Origin of the sequence: Cellulomonas phragmiteti, assembly GCF_016862775.1 — a bacterium.
In the GTDB taxonomy this organism is placed as follows: Bacteria; Actinomycetota; Actinomycetes; order Actinomycetales; family Cellulomonadaceae; genus Cellulomonas; species Cellulomonas phragmiteti.
On sequence record NZ_BONP01000031.1, the window covers coordinates 1 to 16,175 of the forward strand.

General features: G+C 74.5%; 11 protein-coding genes. 2 read left to right on the forward strand and 9 right to left on the reverse strand.

The window, feature by feature from the left end; genetic code table 11:
- A partial coding sequence (locus Cph01nite_RS17000) for a fibronectin type III domain-containing protein (protein ID WP_203675886.1) occupies positions 1–1,676 on the forward strand: 1,676 nt, incomplete at its 5' end.
- 74 nt (positions 1,677–1,750) lie between these two features.
- Here the strand turns inward: Cph01nite_RS17000 and gtfA are convergent.
- The 5 genes from gtfA to Cph01nite_RS17025 all read right to left on the reverse strand — a co-directional run bounded on the left by gtfA (position 1,751) and on the right by Cph01nite_RS17025 (position 7,440).
- The gene (gtfA, locus tag Cph01nite_RS17005; protein WP_203675887.1) at positions 1,751–3,229 is read right to left on the reverse strand and encodes a sucrose phosphorylase; all 1,479 of its coding nucleotides are present in this window, start codon (positions 3,227–3,229) and stop codon (positions 1,751–1,753) included.
- A gap of 74 nt (positions 3,230–3,303) precedes the next feature.
- Entirely contained in the window at positions 3,304–4,287 is a 984-nt protein-coding gene (locus Cph01nite_RS17010) for an alpha/beta hydrolase (RefSeq protein WP_203675888.1), read from the reverse strand.
- Positions 4,284–5,108 (reverse strand): carbohydrate ABC transporter permease, encoded by an 825-nt coding sequence (locus Cph01nite_RS17015; protein ID WP_203675890.1) that lies wholly within the window; start codon positions 5,106–5,108, stop codon positions 4,284–4,286. The genes Cph01nite_RS17010 and Cph01nite_RS17015 overlap by 4 nt, the downstream gene beginning before the upstream one ends.
- Entirely contained in the window at positions 5,105–6,073 is a 969-nt protein-coding gene (locus tag Cph01nite_RS17020; protein WP_203675892.1) for a carbohydrate ABC transporter permease, read from the reverse strand. The genes Cph01nite_RS17015 and Cph01nite_RS17020 overlap by 4 nt, the downstream gene beginning before the upstream one ends.
- The gene (locus Cph01nite_RS17025) at positions 6,073–7,440 is read right to left on the reverse strand and encodes an ABC transporter substrate-binding protein (RefSeq protein ID WP_203675894.1); all 1,368 of its coding nucleotides are present in this window, start codon (positions 7,438–7,440) and stop codon (positions 6,073–6,075) included. Before Cph01nite_RS17025 ends, Cph01nite_RS17020 begins: the two co-directional genes overlap by 1 nt.
- Before the next feature lie 295 nt (positions 7,441–7,735).
- On the opposite strand from Cph01nite_RS17025, the gene Cph01nite_RS17030 reads away from it, so the two are divergent.
- On the forward strand, positions 7,736–8,776 hold the full coding sequence (locus Cph01nite_RS17030; RefSeq protein ID WP_239069336.1) for a LacI family DNA-binding transcriptional regulator: 1,041 nt from the start codon (positions 7,736–7,738) through the stop codon (positions 8,774–8,776).
- Positions 8,777–8,876: 100 nt separating this feature from the next.
- Here Cph01nite_RS17030 and Cph01nite_RS17035 read toward each other — a convergent pair whose 3' ends face one another.
- The 4 genes from Cph01nite_RS17035 to Cph01nite_RS17050 form a co-directional block, all read right to left on the reverse strand.
- Complete coding sequence (locus Cph01nite_RS17035) at positions 8,877–11,678, reverse strand: PHB depolymerase family esterase (protein ID WP_203675896.1); 2,802 nt, start codon at positions 11,676–11,678, stop codon at positions 8,877–8,879.
- Between the two features lie 199 nt (positions 11,679–11,877).
- Entirely contained in the window at positions 11,878–12,537 is a 660-nt protein-coding gene (locus Cph01nite_RS17040) for a hypothetical protein (protein WP_203675898.1), read from the reverse strand.
- A 29-nt stretch (positions 12,538–12,566) separates the two neighbouring features.
- Complete coding sequence (locus Cph01nite_RS17045) at positions 12,567–14,723, reverse strand: nuclease-related domain-containing DEAD/DEAH box helicase (RefSeq protein WP_203675900.1); 2,157 nt, start codon at positions 14,721–14,723, stop codon at positions 12,567–12,569.
- A gap of 131 nt (positions 14,724–14,854) precedes the next feature.
- Complete coding sequence (locus Cph01nite_RS17050; RefSeq protein WP_203675904.1) at positions 14,855–16,153, reverse strand: MFS transporter; 1,299 nt, start codon at positions 16,151–16,153, stop codon at positions 14,855–14,857.
- Positions 16,154–16,175 lie beyond the last annotated feature (22 nt).

Below are 16,175 nucleotides of genomic sequence, written 5' to 3' on the forward strand. Positions count from 1 at the left end.
CCCCTGTCGCCCCCGGCACCTTCCCCGCCGTCGGCACCGTCGTCGTCACCGCCACCGCCACCGCCGGGTACGAGCTGACCGGCCCGTCGGAGTTCACCTTCACGTTCACCGACGTCCGCCTCGTCACCGCGACCGCACCCACGCAGCACGACCCGTACGGCACCGCCGACGACACCTACACGATCCCGTCGGTCACCGGCGTGCAGTACGCCGTCGACGGCACCCCCGTCGCCGCCGGCACCTACCCCGCCACGGGGACGGTCGTCGTCACCGCCACCGCCACGCCGGGCCACGAGCTGTCGGGCGCCTCGCAGTTCACGCTCGTGTTCACGGACATCACCCTCGTCGAGGTCGTCGCACCCACGTGGCACGACGTCGACGGCACCGCGGACGACACGTTCACGCTGCCGGAGGTCGAGGGCGTCGTGTGGACGCGCGACGGTGGCGTGCTGGCACCCGGCACCCACCCCGGGACCGGCACGGTGACCCTCGTCGCGACCCCGGCACCCGGGTACGAGCTCGCGGGCACCACCACGTACACCGTCACGTTCACGGACCTGGAGCACGTGACGCCCGTGGCGCCGACCGCCACGGACAACCCGGGGACGGCGCAGGACGTCGTCACGATCCCCGCGGTCACCGGCGTGACCTACCTGCACGACGGCGCCCCGCTCGCCCCCGGCGACCACGCGCTGAGCGGCCACGTCGTCATCGAGGCCGTCCCGGCCGCACCGCGCTACGTGCTCGTCGGCACCACGACGTTCACGCTGCACCTGTCCGCCACGGACGTGCCGGGCGTCCCGACGATCACCGCCCTGACGGTCGGCTCCCGCAGCCTGACCCTGGAGTTCACGGCCCCGACGACGACCGGCGGCAGCCCCGTCACCGGGTACGCGTACTCGCTCGACGGCGGCATCACCTGGGTCCCGGTCGCCGGCTCGCCGGTCGTCGTGACGGGACTGGTCAACGGCACCGCGTACCGGGTCATGCTGCGGGCGCAGAACGCGCTGGGCGCCGGCAGCGGCACCGCGTCGGCCACCGGGACGCCCGTCCCCGCGCCGTACGCGGTCCCGGGTGCCGACGGCACGCTCGCCCTGCCCGTCCTGGCCCCCGGCCAGGGAGCCGCGTGGGTCGACGGCACGGCCGTGCCCGGCGCGGTGACGACGGACAGCGGGACGCGGACCATCACCGCGGGTGCCGTGCGCGTGACGTTCACGGGCGTCGACGCGGCGGGCCGCACGGTCGGCGCGCCCGACCAGGTGGTCGTCACGCCGGACGGTGCCGTGCTCGTCACCGGCACCGGGTTCGCCCCCGGCGAGCTGGTCGACGTGTGGCTGTTCTCGACCCCGGTGCTGCTGGGCACGGCACGCGTCGAGGCGGACGGCACGTTCGGCGCGCGGTTCGCGCTCCCCGCGGGCGTGACGGCGGGGCAGCACACGCTGCAGCTCAACGGCACGGCCTCCGACGGCTCGCTCGTGAGCACCGCCTCGGGCGTCCTCGTCGCGGCCGCCACCGAGGGGGTGCGCCCGCCGCAGACCGCGACGCCCACCACGGGCCGCGCGGCGCTGGCCACCACGGGCGGGTCCCTCGACGCGGGCCTGCTGCTCGCGACGTCGCTGCTCGTCGCCGGCGGCCTCGCGGTCGCCGTCGGCACCCGGCGGCGCCGCAGCGCCTGACCGAACCCGACCCCCACGACGACGGGCCGCCGCGATCTCTCGCGGCGGCCCGTCGTCGTGCGGGGGGCGGGGCGTCAGGCCGTGACGTCCGTGTGCGCGAGCACCACGTGCTCGCCGTCGTCGCCCGTCGCGTGCACCGCGAACGTGCCGTCGGCGACGTCGAACGTGAGCGTCGCGCGCGCCTCACCGGCCGTCCACGCCAGGCAGCCGCGCGTCCCGTCGACGTCCCACTCGAACGTCCCGCCGAACGCGGCGTGCGACGAGCGCAGCCGCAGCCCCGCGAGCTGCCCGCGCACCGCGGGGTGCTCGAGCGCCGCGGTGACCTCCTCCGGCGTGAAGTGGTGCCGGTTGACGTCCCGGCCCACGCCCGTGGCCGCGAGCAGGTCCATGTCGTTGGCGCCGGCCAGCAGGCCCACGTAGTACACCTGCGGGATCCCCGGGACGAACAGCTGGATCAGCCGCGCCAGGACGTAGCGACGGTCGTCGCGCGCCAGGGCGTCGTAGAACGTGCAGTTGACCTGGTAGAGGTCGAGGTTCGACGCCGCGGCACCCGTGGCCTGGCGCGACGTGCCGCCCGAGTTCTCGTGGATGCGCTCGACGAGCGCGTCGATCTTCTCCGGCGCCAGCAGCCCCGGCTCCCCGGGCCGCAGGTCCGACGGGCCGACGTCGACGATCCCGATGCCGTCGTGCGTGTCCAGCACGGTCACCGCGTTGGCCGGGCGGATCTGCAGCCAGCCGGCCAGCGGCTCGAGGTCGCCGGCCGTCAGCGCGTGCAGCACCAGCGGCGGCAGCGCGAAGTCGTAGACCAGGTCGACCTTGCGGGCGATCTCGATCTGCTGCGTGTGGTGCCCGTGCACCTCCACCAGCACCTGCGCGCCGCGCTCGTGCGCCTGCGCGACGATCCGCTCGGTGTACGCGTCCGTCGCGGGCGTCATGAAGCAGTCGGTGCCCGCCTCCTTGCCCGTGTAGCCCACGGCGTCCAGGCGCAGCATGGTCACGCCGCCGGACGTCAGGGCGTCCACGACCGACGTCAGGTACTCCCACGCCTGCGGCGTGCGCAGGTCGATGTCGACCTGGTCCGGCGTGAACGTCGTCCACACCAGGCGACGACGCCCGCCCAGGGTCATCACCGTGAACGGCAGCCCGGGGCGCGGGCGGTACACGCGCGCCAGGTCCTCCTCGGTCGCGCCGTCGGGGAACACCGCGCCCAGCGTGAGGAACATCGGGGCGTGCGGGGAGTCGTCACCGCGCTCGCGGACGTCGCGGAACCGCTCGGACTCCGCCGAGACGTGGTTGACGATGACGTCGGCCATCACGGTGCGACCGCCGGCCAGCGCGCGCACGTCGTCCCACGAGCCGAGCCGCGGGTCGACCGCGGTGTGGTCGCGCGGGTCGAACCCCGCGTCGGCGCCGTCGTACGGCGGGTAGAACGGCAGCAGGTGCACACCGTCGAACGCCCCGGCGAGGGGACCGTCGAGCAGGGTGCGCAGACCGCGCAGGTCACCGGCGAGGCGGTCGGCGTAGGTGATGAGCTGAGGGCCGTGGAAGGTCACGGTCGGGCCTTTCGGTGCGGGACGTGGGTGCCGCGCCGCCTCCCGGCAGGGGGCAGCAGGAGGCGGCGCGGCGGTCAGGGGGCCGCGGGTGCGGCGGTGCGGTGCAGCAGGCGGTCCAGCCATCGTGCGCGCGCGTGGCGTGCGTCGCGCGACAGCGGCGCGTCGGGCAGCAGCCCGTCGAAGCCGTGGCAGCCGCCGGGCCACACGTGCAGCTCGGCGTCACCACCGTCGGCCCAGATGCGGGCGGCGAACGCGACGCACTCGTCGCGGAACGTCTCGGCGGAGCCGACGTCGACGAACACGGGCGGCAGGCCCGCGAGCGTGGTGGCCCGTGCCGCCGCCGCGGACGACGGGGTGCCGGGGCCACCGGCGGCGTCGCCGAGGTACGCGGCCCAGCCGGTGGCGTTCGCGGTGCGGTCCCACGAGCCGACGCCGGCCATCTGGTGGCCCGACGCCGAGTCGTTGCGGTCGTCGAGCATGGGGCAGGCCAGGAGCGCACCGGCCAGCGCCGGCCCGCCGCGGTCCCGGGCCAGCAGCGCGAGGGCGGCCGCCAGGCCACCGCCCGCGCTGACGCCGGTGACGACGACACGGTCGGCGTCCAGGCCCAGGTCGGCGGCGTGCTCGACGAGCCAGACGAGGGCCGCGTACGCGTCCTCGACCGCCGCCGGGTACGGGTGCTCCGGAGCCAGCCGGTACTCGACCGACGCGACCGCGCAGCCGGGGGACAGCTGCGCGGCCGCGGGCACGTCGTCCGCGACGGTCCCGACGACCAGCCCGCCGCCGTGCAGGTGCAGCAGCACGGGCACGGGTCCGGTGGCACCGGCCGGGCGGAGCAGCGCCACGCGCACGTCACCGGCGGTGCCGGGCGCGTGGTGCCACGTCAGCTCGCGTCCCGCGGCCGCGGCCACGTCGGCGAGGTCGGGCGGGGTCGCCCGCGCCCGCAGCGACGCGATCTCGTCTGCGGCGAGGGTCGTGACGACGTCGTCGGGTCGCCCCGCCAGCGCCGCGGCGACCGCGGGGTCGAACGGCGGCCGGGCGGTGGCCGTGGTCGTCGTCATCCCTTCAGCGCGCCCTGCATGAGCGCCGTCACGAACTGCCGCTGGAAGATGAGGAACACGATGAGCGTCGGGGTGAGGATCAGCAGCGACCCCGCGCACAGCAGCGGCACGTTGGTGCCCCACTGCCCCTGGAACGCCCCGAGGGCCCCGGCCATGGTGCGCCGGGTCGGGTCGGACACCAGCACCACGGCGAGCAGGAACTGGTTCCACGTCCACAGGAACATGAGGATCCCGAGCGAGGACAGCGCGGGCGTGGACAGCGGCAGGTGGATCCGGGTGAACAGCTTCCACGTGCCGGCGCCGTCGATGCGCGCGGCCTCCGAGAGGTCCTCGGGCATGTTGACGAAGTGCGCACGCATCCACATGACCGCGAACGGCATGTACAGGCCGATGAGCGGCAGGATGATCGCCCACCGGGTGTTGAGCAGGCCGAGGTCACGCATCTGGTAGTAGAGCGGGACGATGACGGCCTGGAACGGCAGCGTGAGGCCGAGCAGGAAGGTCAGGAAGATCACGCGGTGGCCCGGGGGGCGCAGGTGGCCCAGCGCGAACCCGGCGAGGGTCGCGATGAGCAGCGCCACGGGGACGACGCCGATCTCGATGAGGACGCTCGACCACAGCAGCGCGCCCATGTTCGCCGCCTGGAAGGCGTCGACGAAGTTCGACCAGTACGGCGTCTCGGGCCACTCGAGCCCCGACGGGTACGTGCCGGGCTCGTGCAGGGCGGTGACGAACAGGCTGACGAACGGCACCACCGTCACCAGCATGAGAACGATCAGCAGGACGCGGCCCACCACCGTCTCGCGACGCGACACGATCATCGTGCGTCCTCCCGGGTGAGGCGCTGGATCGGCAGCACGACCGCGAGCACCAGCGCCATGAAGACGACGGCGAGCGCGGAGGCCTGACCGACCTCGCGGCTGAAGAAGCCGAGGTAGTAGATCTCCAGGCCGGGCACCATCGTGGAGTTGGCGGGCCCGCCCTGCGTGGAGATGTAGACGATGTCGAACGCCGCCAGTGCGGAGATCACCGTGACGGTGACGGCGACGCCGACCTCCTGGCGCACGCTCGGCAGCGTGATGGAGAAGAACTCGCGCACGGCACCGGCCCCGTCGATGCGGGCCGCCTCGTACAGCGCGGGGTCGATCTTGGACATGCCCGCCAGGAGCAGGATCAGGCACAGGCCGAGTGCGACCCACGCGCCGATGACCCCGACGGCGGGCAGGGCGGTGTTCGTGTCACCGAGCCAGGCCCGGGTGACGCCGCCGAGCCCGATGGCCCGCATGAGCTCGTTGACCAGGCCGTCGGTGGCCAGCAGCCACGTCCACATGATGCCGGCGGCGACCAGCGGGATGACCTGGGGCAGGAACAGCACGGTCCGGGAGACCAGCGCGAGGCGGCTGGTCGCGAACTTGCGGATCGTGGCCGCGGCGAGCAGGCCGAGGATCACGGGGATGAAGCTGAAGTACACGATGAGCTGCAGGGCGTTGCCGATCGAGCCGAGCATCCGCGCGTCGCCCAGCAGCCGCGTGTAGTTGTCCAGGCCCACCCAGGTGGACTCGGTGACGCCGTTCCACTTGTAGAACGAGTACTGGACCGTCAGGGCCAGCGGACGCAGCACGAAGACTGCGTACGCGACCGCGGCCGGGACCACGAGGCCGAGGGCCACCCAGCCTCGGCGCAGGCGCCGCGCCCGCAGGGCGCGGCGCCTGTCCTCCTGGCTGTGCGAGGTGGTCCCGACGGCCCCGCGGACGCCGCTGGTTCCGGTCGTCCGCGTGGCGCTCATCAGTTGCCGATCTGGCTCTCGTAGTCGGCCTGGACCGTGGCGAGCAGCGTCGCGGCGTCGATCTCACCGGCGACGAGCTTCTGCAGGTTGGGGGTCCAGCTGGTGGCGTAGATGGCACCGGTCGCGTTGGCGATGAACTCCATCGCGCCGTTGTCCTCACCGATGGTCGCGCCCGCGGCCAGCGTCTGGGCGGTCACGCTGTCGGCCGAGATCTCCGGCATGAACGCGTCGGCCGGGCCCATGGGGTGCGAGCCGCCGATCTCGACGGCGATGGTGCGGGCCTGGTCGTTGGTCGCGACCCAGTCGAGGAAGTACGCGGCGCACTCGGGGTTCGCGGCGCGCGCCGAGATGCCGTAGGTCAGCGGGGCCGACATCGCGCCGACCTCGCCACCGTCCTCGACCGGCGGGACGAGGAAGAAGCCGACGTTGCCGGGCATCTGGGTGTCGAGGTTCCCCGACTCCCAGTCGCCGTTGAAGATGAACAGGCTCTCGCCGTCGATGAACCGGGACATCATCATCGAGTAGTCGAGCGAGTTGACGTCGGGGGCGAAGTAGCCGGCCTCGACCCACCGCTGCAGGTGCTCCGCGGCCCGCGCGTACTCGGGGGTGGAGATCGTCGCGTTGGGCTGCTGGAACGTCCACGCGTTGATGTCGGCCGGCTCGCCGTACGACGCCATGAGGCCCTGCAGCGGGAACGCGAGGCCACCGGTGGCGCCGCCGTTGAACTGCGCCATGGGCGTGATGCCCGCGTCCTTCGCGGCCTGCATGACCGCGTCGAGCTCGGCGAGCGTGGCGGGGGGCTCGGTCATGCCGATCTGCTCGGCCAGCTCGACGTTGTAGAAGATGCCGGTCATGGAGAAGTTCAGGCCCATGGCGTACAGGGGCCCGTTGCCGCGGCGGCCGTTCTCGTCGACGCGCATCTGCTCGAGCTGCGAGCCGGGCCACTGGTCCCAGCCGAAGTGGGCGGCGGCGTCCTCGAGGTCGTAGAGCAGGCCGTCGGCGGCGAGGTCGGAGACCTGCGGGAGGCGCATGAGGTCCGGCGGGTCGTCGGCCAGGACGCGCGGGGCGTTCTGGGTGATGACGGCGAACTGGTCCTCGCGCACGTCGATGGTGACGTTCGGGTGCTGGGCGGAGAACTCGTCGAACAGCGCGGTGGCGAGCGGGAAGCCCGTCTCGATGTAGGCGCTGAGCGTCACGTCGTCCGTGCCGCAGGTGAAGTCGCCGGACGCGGTGGAGCCGCCGTCCGCGGTGGAGTCGTCGGTGGTGCTGCCACCCGGTGCGCTGCACGCGGTGAGGGCGAGGATGCCGCTCAGCGCGAGAGACGCGGTCGCGACCGCGCGCCGGGACGTTCCAGAGGTTCGAGACAACGTCGTCTCCCTTTCGTTCGGGCTAGGTCAGGGGGCTCCCGGCCTTGCTAAATCGTGTTAGCAAGCTCATGTTCGCCATCTGCGACCTGGGGTGTCAAGCGGGAGGCGGTCACAGATCGGTCACGGGACGGCCTTCACCCGCGCACGCAACGGACAAACGTCCAGGAGCGGACGGTGGTCGCGCGACCACGGCCGACGACGACCCGCCGGCGCCCGTCCCGTGCCCCGCCCACCGCACCCCGCGAGCCCCTGCCGGCCACCGCCCCTTAGGATCCCCAGCGACGGGAGGAACGACGTGAGCCACAAGCGCGTGACCCTCGCGGACGTCGCACGCACCGCCGGTGTGTCGTCGACGACCGCGTCGCTCGTGCTGTCCGGACGCGGGTCGGAGCTGCGGATCTCCCCCGCCGTCCAGGAGCGCGTGCGCGGTGCGTCCGCCGAGCTCGGCTACCGCCCCAACATCGTCTCCGTCGGGCTGCGCAAGGGCACCACCCGCACCCTCGGCCTCGTGTCCGACACCGTCGCGACCGGGCAGATGGCCGGCGACATGATCAAGGGCGCCATCGAGGCCGCCCGCGACCACGGGTACATGCTGTTCATCGGTGAGACCGAGGGCGACCCCGCCATCGAGAGCGCCCTCATCGACGCCATGCTCGACCGCCGCGTCGACGGGATCATGCTCACCTCGATGTTCACGCGCACCCGCGCGGTGCCCGCGGCCCTCGAGCGCCTGCCCACCGTGCTGCTCAACACCCTGCCCGCCGGGCCGACGCGCGCACCCGCCGTCGTCCCGGACGAGGTCGCGGCCGGGCGCGCCGCCGCGCAGCTGCTGCTCGACGCCGGGCACCGCGACATCCACCTCGTCGGCGCCGGTCCCGGCGCGGACGACGTGCCGCCCGACACCGTCGCCGGCCACGAGCGGCTCACCGGCATCCACGAGGTCCTGCACGCCGCCGGCCTCGAGCCCGCCTCGGGCCACCTCTGCGACGACTGGGTGCCGCCGCAGGGCTGGGCCGCGACCCACGACCTGCTCGAGCAGCACCCCCGCCCGCGTGCCGTCATCTGCTTCAACGACCGCCTCGCGTTCGGCACCTACCAGGCGCTGCAGGAGGCCGGCCTGCGCATCCCGGACGACGTGTCGGTCGTGTCGTTCGACAACTACCCGATGGCCGACTGGCTGCGACCCGGGGTGTCGTCCTTCGCCATCCCGCACGAGGCGCTCGGGCGGCGCGCCGTCGAGCTGCTGCTCGCGGAGATCGCCGGCGGGCCCGGCGGGCCCGACGTGCACCGCCTGCCCGTGCCGCTGCGCGCCCGCGGCTCGGTCGCCCCGGCCTGACGGCCCGGCCCGACGCCTCGGCCTGACGCCTCCGCGACCGCACCACGACGGCCCACCAGGCCGCCACCCGTCCGTGGACGGAGGCGGCCCGGTGGGGATGTCACACGCCCCGGGTGCCGCGCAGACGGCTCCGCACCAGGAGCGTCCCCGCCCCCGTGAGGCCCAGCGCGAGGGCGAGCAGCAGCGCGAGCTGCGACGGCCCGGTCACCGCCAGCTGACCGCCCGCGGCGGCCGGTGTCCCGGCGACGGTCCCGGCGCCGGCGCCCGGGCCGGACGCGCCGGTCCCACCGGTGCCACCGGTCCCGCCCGTGCCACCGCTGCCACCCGTGCCGTCCGTGCCGCCGGGGTCCTCGACACCGGCGCCCCGGACCTGGGCGAGCAGCCACTGCAGGGTCGCCGGGTCCTCGAGGGTCGGCGCCGCCGCGAGGTGGTGGTCCGGCAGCGCGAACGCGTCGTCGCCGTACTCCGTCCACAGCGCCAGCTCGGCGATCCGCGCGGGGGCCAGGCCCCGCGCCTCGTACGCGGCGACGAGCGCCTCGTACGACTCCCGGGCCCGGGTCACGGGCAGCAGGTGGTCGTTCATGCCGTGCGTGATCCACATCGGGACCTCGCCCGCCGCGATGCGCGCGAACTCGTCCTCGTCGCCCGGGAACCCGCCCGTGAGCAGGCCACCGGCGAACAGGTCGGGCCGCTCGGAGAACATCTCCCACATCAGCTGCGAGCCGTACGACACCGACGCCGCGTACACGCGGTCCTCGTCGACGGCGAAGCGCTCGAGGAAGGCCTCGACCAGCTCGATCGTCTGCGCCCCCTCGATGGCCTTGCCCGTCCGGACGTTCTGCGGGGCCAGGACGATGACGTCCTCGTCCGTGCCCGTCCACGACTCCTGGAACCACGCGGTGGCGAGCATGTCCGACGCGAGCTGCACGCCGAGGTTCTGCCCGTCGAAGCCCATGCCGTGGCCGGGCAGCGCGACGACCAGCGGGTACGAGCGTGCCGGGTCGTAGCCCTCGGGCAGGCGGTACGCGTACTCGAGCGGGCCGGCGCCGGACGCGAACGTCTCGAGGACGAACTGGTCGACCTCGCGGTCGATCGAGGGCTCGGTGAGGCGGTGGGCCCGCGCCGGGTCCGCCGCGGCGACCAGCGCACCGTCGGTGCCGCGCACGTCGCCGAGCTGGGTGACCTGGGTCAGCTGGTCGGGGTTGACGCGCACCGAGCACAGGAACGTCGGGCACAGCGAGACGATGACCGTCCACCCGCCCTCCGGCGAGTCCTCCAGCTCGAGGACGACGAACCGCCCCGGCGCCTCGGGACGCGCGGACGTGAGCAGCCGGGCCGGGTCGTCGGTCGTCCAGACCGACGCGACCGCGCGGTCGACGAGGTCCGGCAGCGTCTCGATCCCGGCGAACCGGAAGTTGTACCCGGAGTCCTCGACGCGGAAGTCGGCCGGGGTCAGCGCGGACGCGTCGACCGGCGTGGCGTACTCGAGCACGACGTGGGTGACCTGCTGGCCGAACGACCCGACCGCGGTGACCGGGGTGACGCCCAGCACCGGGCTCGGGGCCGCCGCGCGTCCCTGGGCGAGCAGCCACTGCAGGATGCCCTGGTCGGAGTAGGTCGGCGCCGTCGCGGCGTGGTAGTCCGGGATGACGAACGCGTCGTCGGCGTACTCGACGTGCCGCACCGTGTCGGCGGCCTGCGCCTCGTCCATGCCGGCGGCCACGTACGCCGCGCGCAGGCGGTCGCGGCTCGTGGTGGAGAACGACGCCGGGAGCACCGGGTCGCTCGTCGCGTGCGTGAGCATGACGGGGACGGGGTGCTGCGCGACCGCCTGCGCCTGCTCCTCACTGATCGCGAAGCCGGAGACGACCAGGGCGGCGTCGAACAGGTCCGGGTCGCCGGCCATGGCGGCCCAGGCGAGCGTCGACCCCCAGGAGAACGTCGCGGCGTAGATGCGGTCGGTGTCGACCGCGTGGTCGGCGACGAACGACTCGACGAGCGCGACCATCGCGTCGGCCTCGGCCGGGTTGCCGACGCGCGGGTTCTGCGGCGCGAGGACGATGACGTCCTCGTCCACGCCGGTCCACTCCTGCTGGTTCCAGGCGGGGACCATGATGTCGACGGCGACGTTGACGCCGGGGTTCTCCCCGTCGTAGCCGGACCCGTAGCCGTGCAGGGCGACGACCAGCGGGTAGCTGCGGGCCGGGTCGTACCCCGCCGGCAGCTGGTAGGAGTACGGCAGCTGCTGACCGCCGACCGCGAACGTGTCGTACGTGAAGTCGTCGGCGACGAGGTTGACGGCGGGCGCGGTGGCGCGCAGGGGCGCCGCGGCGGCCGACGCGAGCAGGGTGCCGTCGGTCGCGTGCACGTCGCCGTGCTGGGTCACCTGCGTGCGCAGGTCGGTGTTGATCTTCTCGAAGCACAGGCTGGGGCACGTCGAGCGGATGACGGTGCTGCCCCCGACGTCGGCGGGGTCGAGCTCGAGGATGACGTAGCGCCCCGCGACGGACGACCCGCCGGTGAGCAGGCCGACCCGGTCGTTGGTGTACGCCCGGGTGACGGTGCGCGCCGCGAGGTCGTCGAGCTCGTCGAGGCTCGCGCTGAAGCGGAAGTTGTAGGTGCTGTCCTCGACCGTCCACCCGGCGGGGGTGACGTCGGCGGGGTCGACGGTGCCGTCGTACTCGACGGCCACCGCGGCGACCTTCTGGCCGGACAGGTAGACCTCGGTGACGGGCGTGACGGACAGGATCCCCGCGGGGTCGCCGGGGGCGGCGACGCCCGGTGCCGCGGCAGCCAGGGAGGTGGCCACGAGCCCGGCGGCGGCGGCCAGCGCGGTCAGCGACCGGGCGCGGCCACCGGGCGGCCGGGAGGCGGACGACGTGCGTCCGGGTGGTCGAGTCATGCGTGTCTCCTTCGACATCGCCGGGACGGCCCCCGTTGGCAGCCCCGATGCTAAATCGGACTAGCACGTGTGCTAGTCCGATTTAGCGCAACCTAACCGGGTGCTGGGCAGGCGTCAACGGATGGCGCGCGGCGCGCACCACGCGCCCGCCGGGGCGCCAGGTCGGCCGTGCGGTCGGCCGTGCGGTCAGCCGTGCAGGTCAGCCGCGCACGGGCCGCCGGGCACGCGCCCGCAGCACCCACCAGACCGCACCGCCGATGCCCACGCCGAACCCCGCGGCGGTCAGCCCGAGCACCCCGAAGACCCCGAGCACCGTCCCCCACACCGCACCGAAGAACGGCCCGAACGGCCGGTCCGCGGCGAGCGCCACCCACGCGTCCGGCACCCCGGCGGACGGCACCGCCACCTCGTACGTCCCCGTCTCGGGTGCGGTGAACGCCCCGACCGTCCCGGCGACCCACCCCCGCACGCGGCTGGTCGCGTTCACCCCTGGCGACCGGTCGGCCGCCACCACGTCGCCCGACGGCGCGCGCAGCAGCACCGCCTCGTCGAGCCGGGGGCGCTCGTCCTCGCCGACCGCGTCCCGCGGCACCACGAGGTACACCGCGTACCGCTCGCCGGCGACCAGGTCGACGCTCGTCACGCCCGGCGCGCCGGCGGACGCGAGGACGGCGGCACCCGGCTGCCCGTCCCCCGCCAGCACGTCGCTGCGGACCAGCCCGACGAACCCGCCGGCCGTCACCACGGCGAGCACCAGGGCGCCGAGCAGCAGGAGCACGCCCGTCACCGTCAGGGCGACGGGCCCCACGAGCGACGGACGCGCGGACGCAGGGACGGACGACGGCCGGGAGGTGCTCACGTGGCGAACCTACTCCCGCCGGGCACCGGTCAGATGGCCGCGACCCACAGCCCGTCGCGGGCCCGCGTCATCGCCACGTACAGCTCCCGGAGCCGGAAGTCGCGCCGCTCGCGGTCCACGTCGTCGAGGTCCTCGACCTTCTCGGTGAGCCACGAGGCGTACGGGTCGACGACGAGGACCTGCTTGAACTCCAGGCCCTTGGCGCGCTTGACGGTGCCGACCTTCACGCGGTTGACCGGCACCCCGTCGTACTTCTCGAGGTTCACCACCGGCACGCCCGCCTTCTTCAGCGCCTCGGTCGCCGCCTCGACACCGCGCCGCGACAGCGACAGCACGCCGACGTCACCGAAGTTGGTGCCGACCTCGGCCACCACCTCGTGCACGCGCAGGACCATGCGGCGCTGCCGGTCGGCCTCGCTCGCGCAGCGCACGTAGACGGGCTTCGGCCCCGTGCGCGGCACCTCGGCCGGCCGGTCGCCGCGGGCCGTCGCACCCTCGATGTCCGCGAACTCGTCGTCCCGCACGAGCATCGACGCGAACTGCAGGATCTCGCGCGTGTTGCGGTAGTTGACGTCGAGGACCGTGCCGCGCCCGGCGACGGACACCCCGGCCTCGGCGAGCGTGAAGCCGCCCGGGTAGATCGTCTGCTGGCCGTCCCCGACGAGCGTCAGGCCGTCGGGGGCGTCCCCGACGAACGCGTGCATCATCCGGATCATCATGCAGGTGAGGTCCTGCGCCTCGTCCACGACGACCGCGGTGTACCGGTCGGTCGGCGGCTCGCGCCGCAGCTCGGCCTCCGCCAGGGCGATCTGGTCGGCGAAGTCGTGGACGCCGCGGTCCCGCAGCTCCCGGTCGTACGCCTCGTACAGCTCCCACACGACGCGCCGCTGGTGCGGGCCGAGCCGGTGGCGGCGGCCGAGGCGCGGCAGGTCGGCGTACTGCTCCCACCGGGTCAGGCCGCGTCCCTTGATGACGTAGCTGACCTCCTCGTGCCAGTAGTCCTGCTCGTGGCGGTCGGTGTCGATGACGCTGCCGCCGGCGACCTTGCCCCACGCGGCGGTCCACGCCGACGCGATCTGCTTGCCGTCGATGCGGTGCGTGACGCCCCGCTCGTCGAGGATCCGCTTGGCGGTCTCGTGGACCCCGGCGAACTCGACGCGGTCCACCACGTCCGGGGCCAGGCGCGTCAGCTGCTGGCGCAGCACGTCGGGCAGCGTGCGGATGTACGTCGTCACCAGGACCTTGCCCTGGCGGGTGCGCGCCAGGTACGCCGCGCGGTGCAGCCCCACGACCGTCTTGCCGGTGCCGGCCGCGCCGCGGATCCGGGCGGGCCCGTTGTACGACCGGCGCACGACGCGGGCCTGCGCGGGGTGCAGGAACGCCATCCACTCCTCGACGGGCGCGGCCATGAGGCCCTCGAGCATCGCCTGGTGCACCTCGGAGTCGGTGAGCAGCGGCTCTGGGCCGTCAGGGGCCGACCGCTGCTCCGGGACGACGGCCGCGGACGCGTCCGACCCGTCCGGCGCGTCGTCGGCCAGCAGCACCGGGCCGCGCGGGGCCGGCAGCACGGGCTCGGGCAGCGTCGTGCTGACCGGGGCGGGGTCACCCACCTGGCCGAACCACTCGAGGCAGCGGGCGAGGACCGCGTCGACCTGCCGGGGCCCGAGCCGGGCGCCGCGGCGCGCGATCTGCCGCAGCACGTCGCGGTCCCCCACGACCTGCACGGGCCCGACGCGCTCGTCCACGCCGGTGCGCCCGGCGAGGACGGCGACGGCGTGCACCTCACCGGGGGCCAGGCCCACCTCGGCGAGCTCCCCCTCGGTGCGGTAGGCGAGGTCCGCGAGCGCCATGAGCTCGTCCGTCACGTCGTCCTGGCCGCGGTGGATGCGGTCGCCGGCGATCGTCACGTCCGCCCACGCCTTGGTGTCGACGACGAACACCCCGGCGGGCCCGACGACGACCATGTCGACCTGCGCGCGACGGCTGCCCGGCCACTGCCGGTCGGCGAGCAGGTGGTAGCCCGCGGCGGCCAGCGGCGCGAGCGCGGCGGCGGTGCGCTGCTCGGTCGCGGACGCGACGCCGTACCGCGACGCCGTCGCGCGCGCGTCGGCCGCGGCCCTCTCGTGCGCGGCGGCGAGCGCGAGCTGTCGGCTCGCCTCGTGCGCCGCGGAGTCCCCTGCAGGCATGCTCGGTCGTCCTCCCCGTCTGGACCTCTATCGGTCGCGACGCGCCCTCGCATGAGGCCCGCGCGGCCTCACCACTCCCACGGGTGGTCGCGCGACCACACCGGCTGGACCCGCGGCCCGGTGCGGCGCGGTCAGGAGGTGCTGGACGCGGCGGCCGGGGTGCGGCCGCCCAGGCGCGGGACGATCGCCATGGCCGGCACCAGCAGCAGCGCGGGCACGAGGAACGCGGGCCCCAGCCCCGTCACCTGCGAGAGCAGGCCGATGACGACGGCCCCGACGATCGCGCCCGCGTAGTTGAACAGGTTGATGCGTGCGACGACGTCGTCGAGCCGGGCGGGCGCCAGCTCACCCGCGGCGGAGAACGCGAGCGGCACCAGGGCCCCGGCGCCGATGCCGGCGAGCGCGAACCCGGCGACCGCGGCCACCGGGCTGGGCACCAGCGCGACGACGAACAGCCCGAGCGCGGCGACGGCCCCCGTGGGTGCGGCGACCCGGACCCGGCCGTAGCGGCGCACGAGCGGGTCGCCCGCGAGGCGGGCGACGAGCACGGCCCCCTGGTAGGCGGCGTAGCCGAGCGGCGCGATGGTGCCCGACGCGCCCAGCTCGTCGTAGAGGTACACCGTGCTCCAGCTGGAGACGGCCGAGTCGACGACGAACGCGACGGCGACCAGCGCGCCGAACAGCCAGATCCCGGCGCGCGGCAGGGGGACCTTGGCCCGCGGGGCGTCCTCGACGTCGGGTGCCGCGACGCCGGACCGGGCGCCGGGGGCGATGCCGTCGTGGTGCACGACTCCCTCGTGCCCGGCGTCGTGCGCGGTCGCGGCGTGCGCGGTCGCGGCGTCCGGGCCGGCGTCGGCACCCGACGTGCCGTGCACGAGCCAGGGCCGCACGAGCAGCGCCACGGCGACGGCGACGACGGCGGCGACGACCAGCGCCGTGACGGCGCCCGTCGTGGTGCCCAGCCCGGAGAGCCCGGACTGCGAGAGCGCGGCGACGATCGCGGCGACGGTGAGGCACGCGAAGAGCGTGGACAGGATGGACCGGCCCACGCGGTGCTGCAGCGCGACCCCCTGCATGTTGCACGAGGCGTCGACCATGCCCAGGCCGAGCGCGAAGACCACGAACGCCCCGACGAGCGGCGGCACGGAGGTCGCCGCGGCGACGAACCCGAGCCCGACGGCCTGGGCGAGCAGCCCGACGACGACGGCGGTGCGGCTGGACCAGCGGCGCGCGAGCCGCTCGGCGGTGACCGACCCGGCCGCCGCGAGCAGCGCGCCCATGAGCAGCACCAGCGCGATCGTGTCGTCCTCGATGCCGGTGCGGGCCTTGAGGCCCGGCAGCGCCGTGACGACGGTCGCGTACCCGAACCCCTGCGCGGCGTAGGTGGCCCCGACGGCCACCCTCGCCCTCGTGACGGCAGCGTGCTGCATCGGTCCCCCTTGTCCCGGGTGC

Excerpts from the sequence above, each read along its gene's own strand:
- Cph01nite_RS17010 (WP_203675888.1), bottom strand. The coding sequence starts at position 4,287 with ATGACGACGACCACGGCCACCGCCCGGCCGCCGTTCGACCCCGCGGTC.
- Cph01nite_RS17015 (WP_203675890.1), bottom strand. The coding sequence starts at position 5,108 with ATGATCGTGTCGCGTCGCGAGACGGTGGTGGGCCGCGTCCTGCTGATC.
- Cph01nite_RS17020 (WP_203675892.1), bottom strand. The coding sequence starts at position 6,073 with ATGAGCGCCACGCGGACGACCGGAACCAGCGGCGTCCGCGGGGCCGTC.
- Cph01nite_RS17035 (WP_203675896.1), bottom strand. The coding sequence starts at position 11,678 with ATGACTCGACCACCCGGACGCACGTCGTCCGCCTCCCGGCCGCCCGGT.
- Cph01nite_RS17045 (WP_203675900.1), bottom strand. The coding sequence starts at position 14,723 with ATGCCTGCAGGGGACTCCGCGGCGCACGAGGCGAGCCGACAGCTCGCG.
- Cph01nite_RS17050 (WP_203675904.1), bottom strand. The coding sequence starts at position 16,153 with ATGCAGCACGCTGCCGTCACGAGGGCGAGGGTGGCCGTCGGGGCCACC.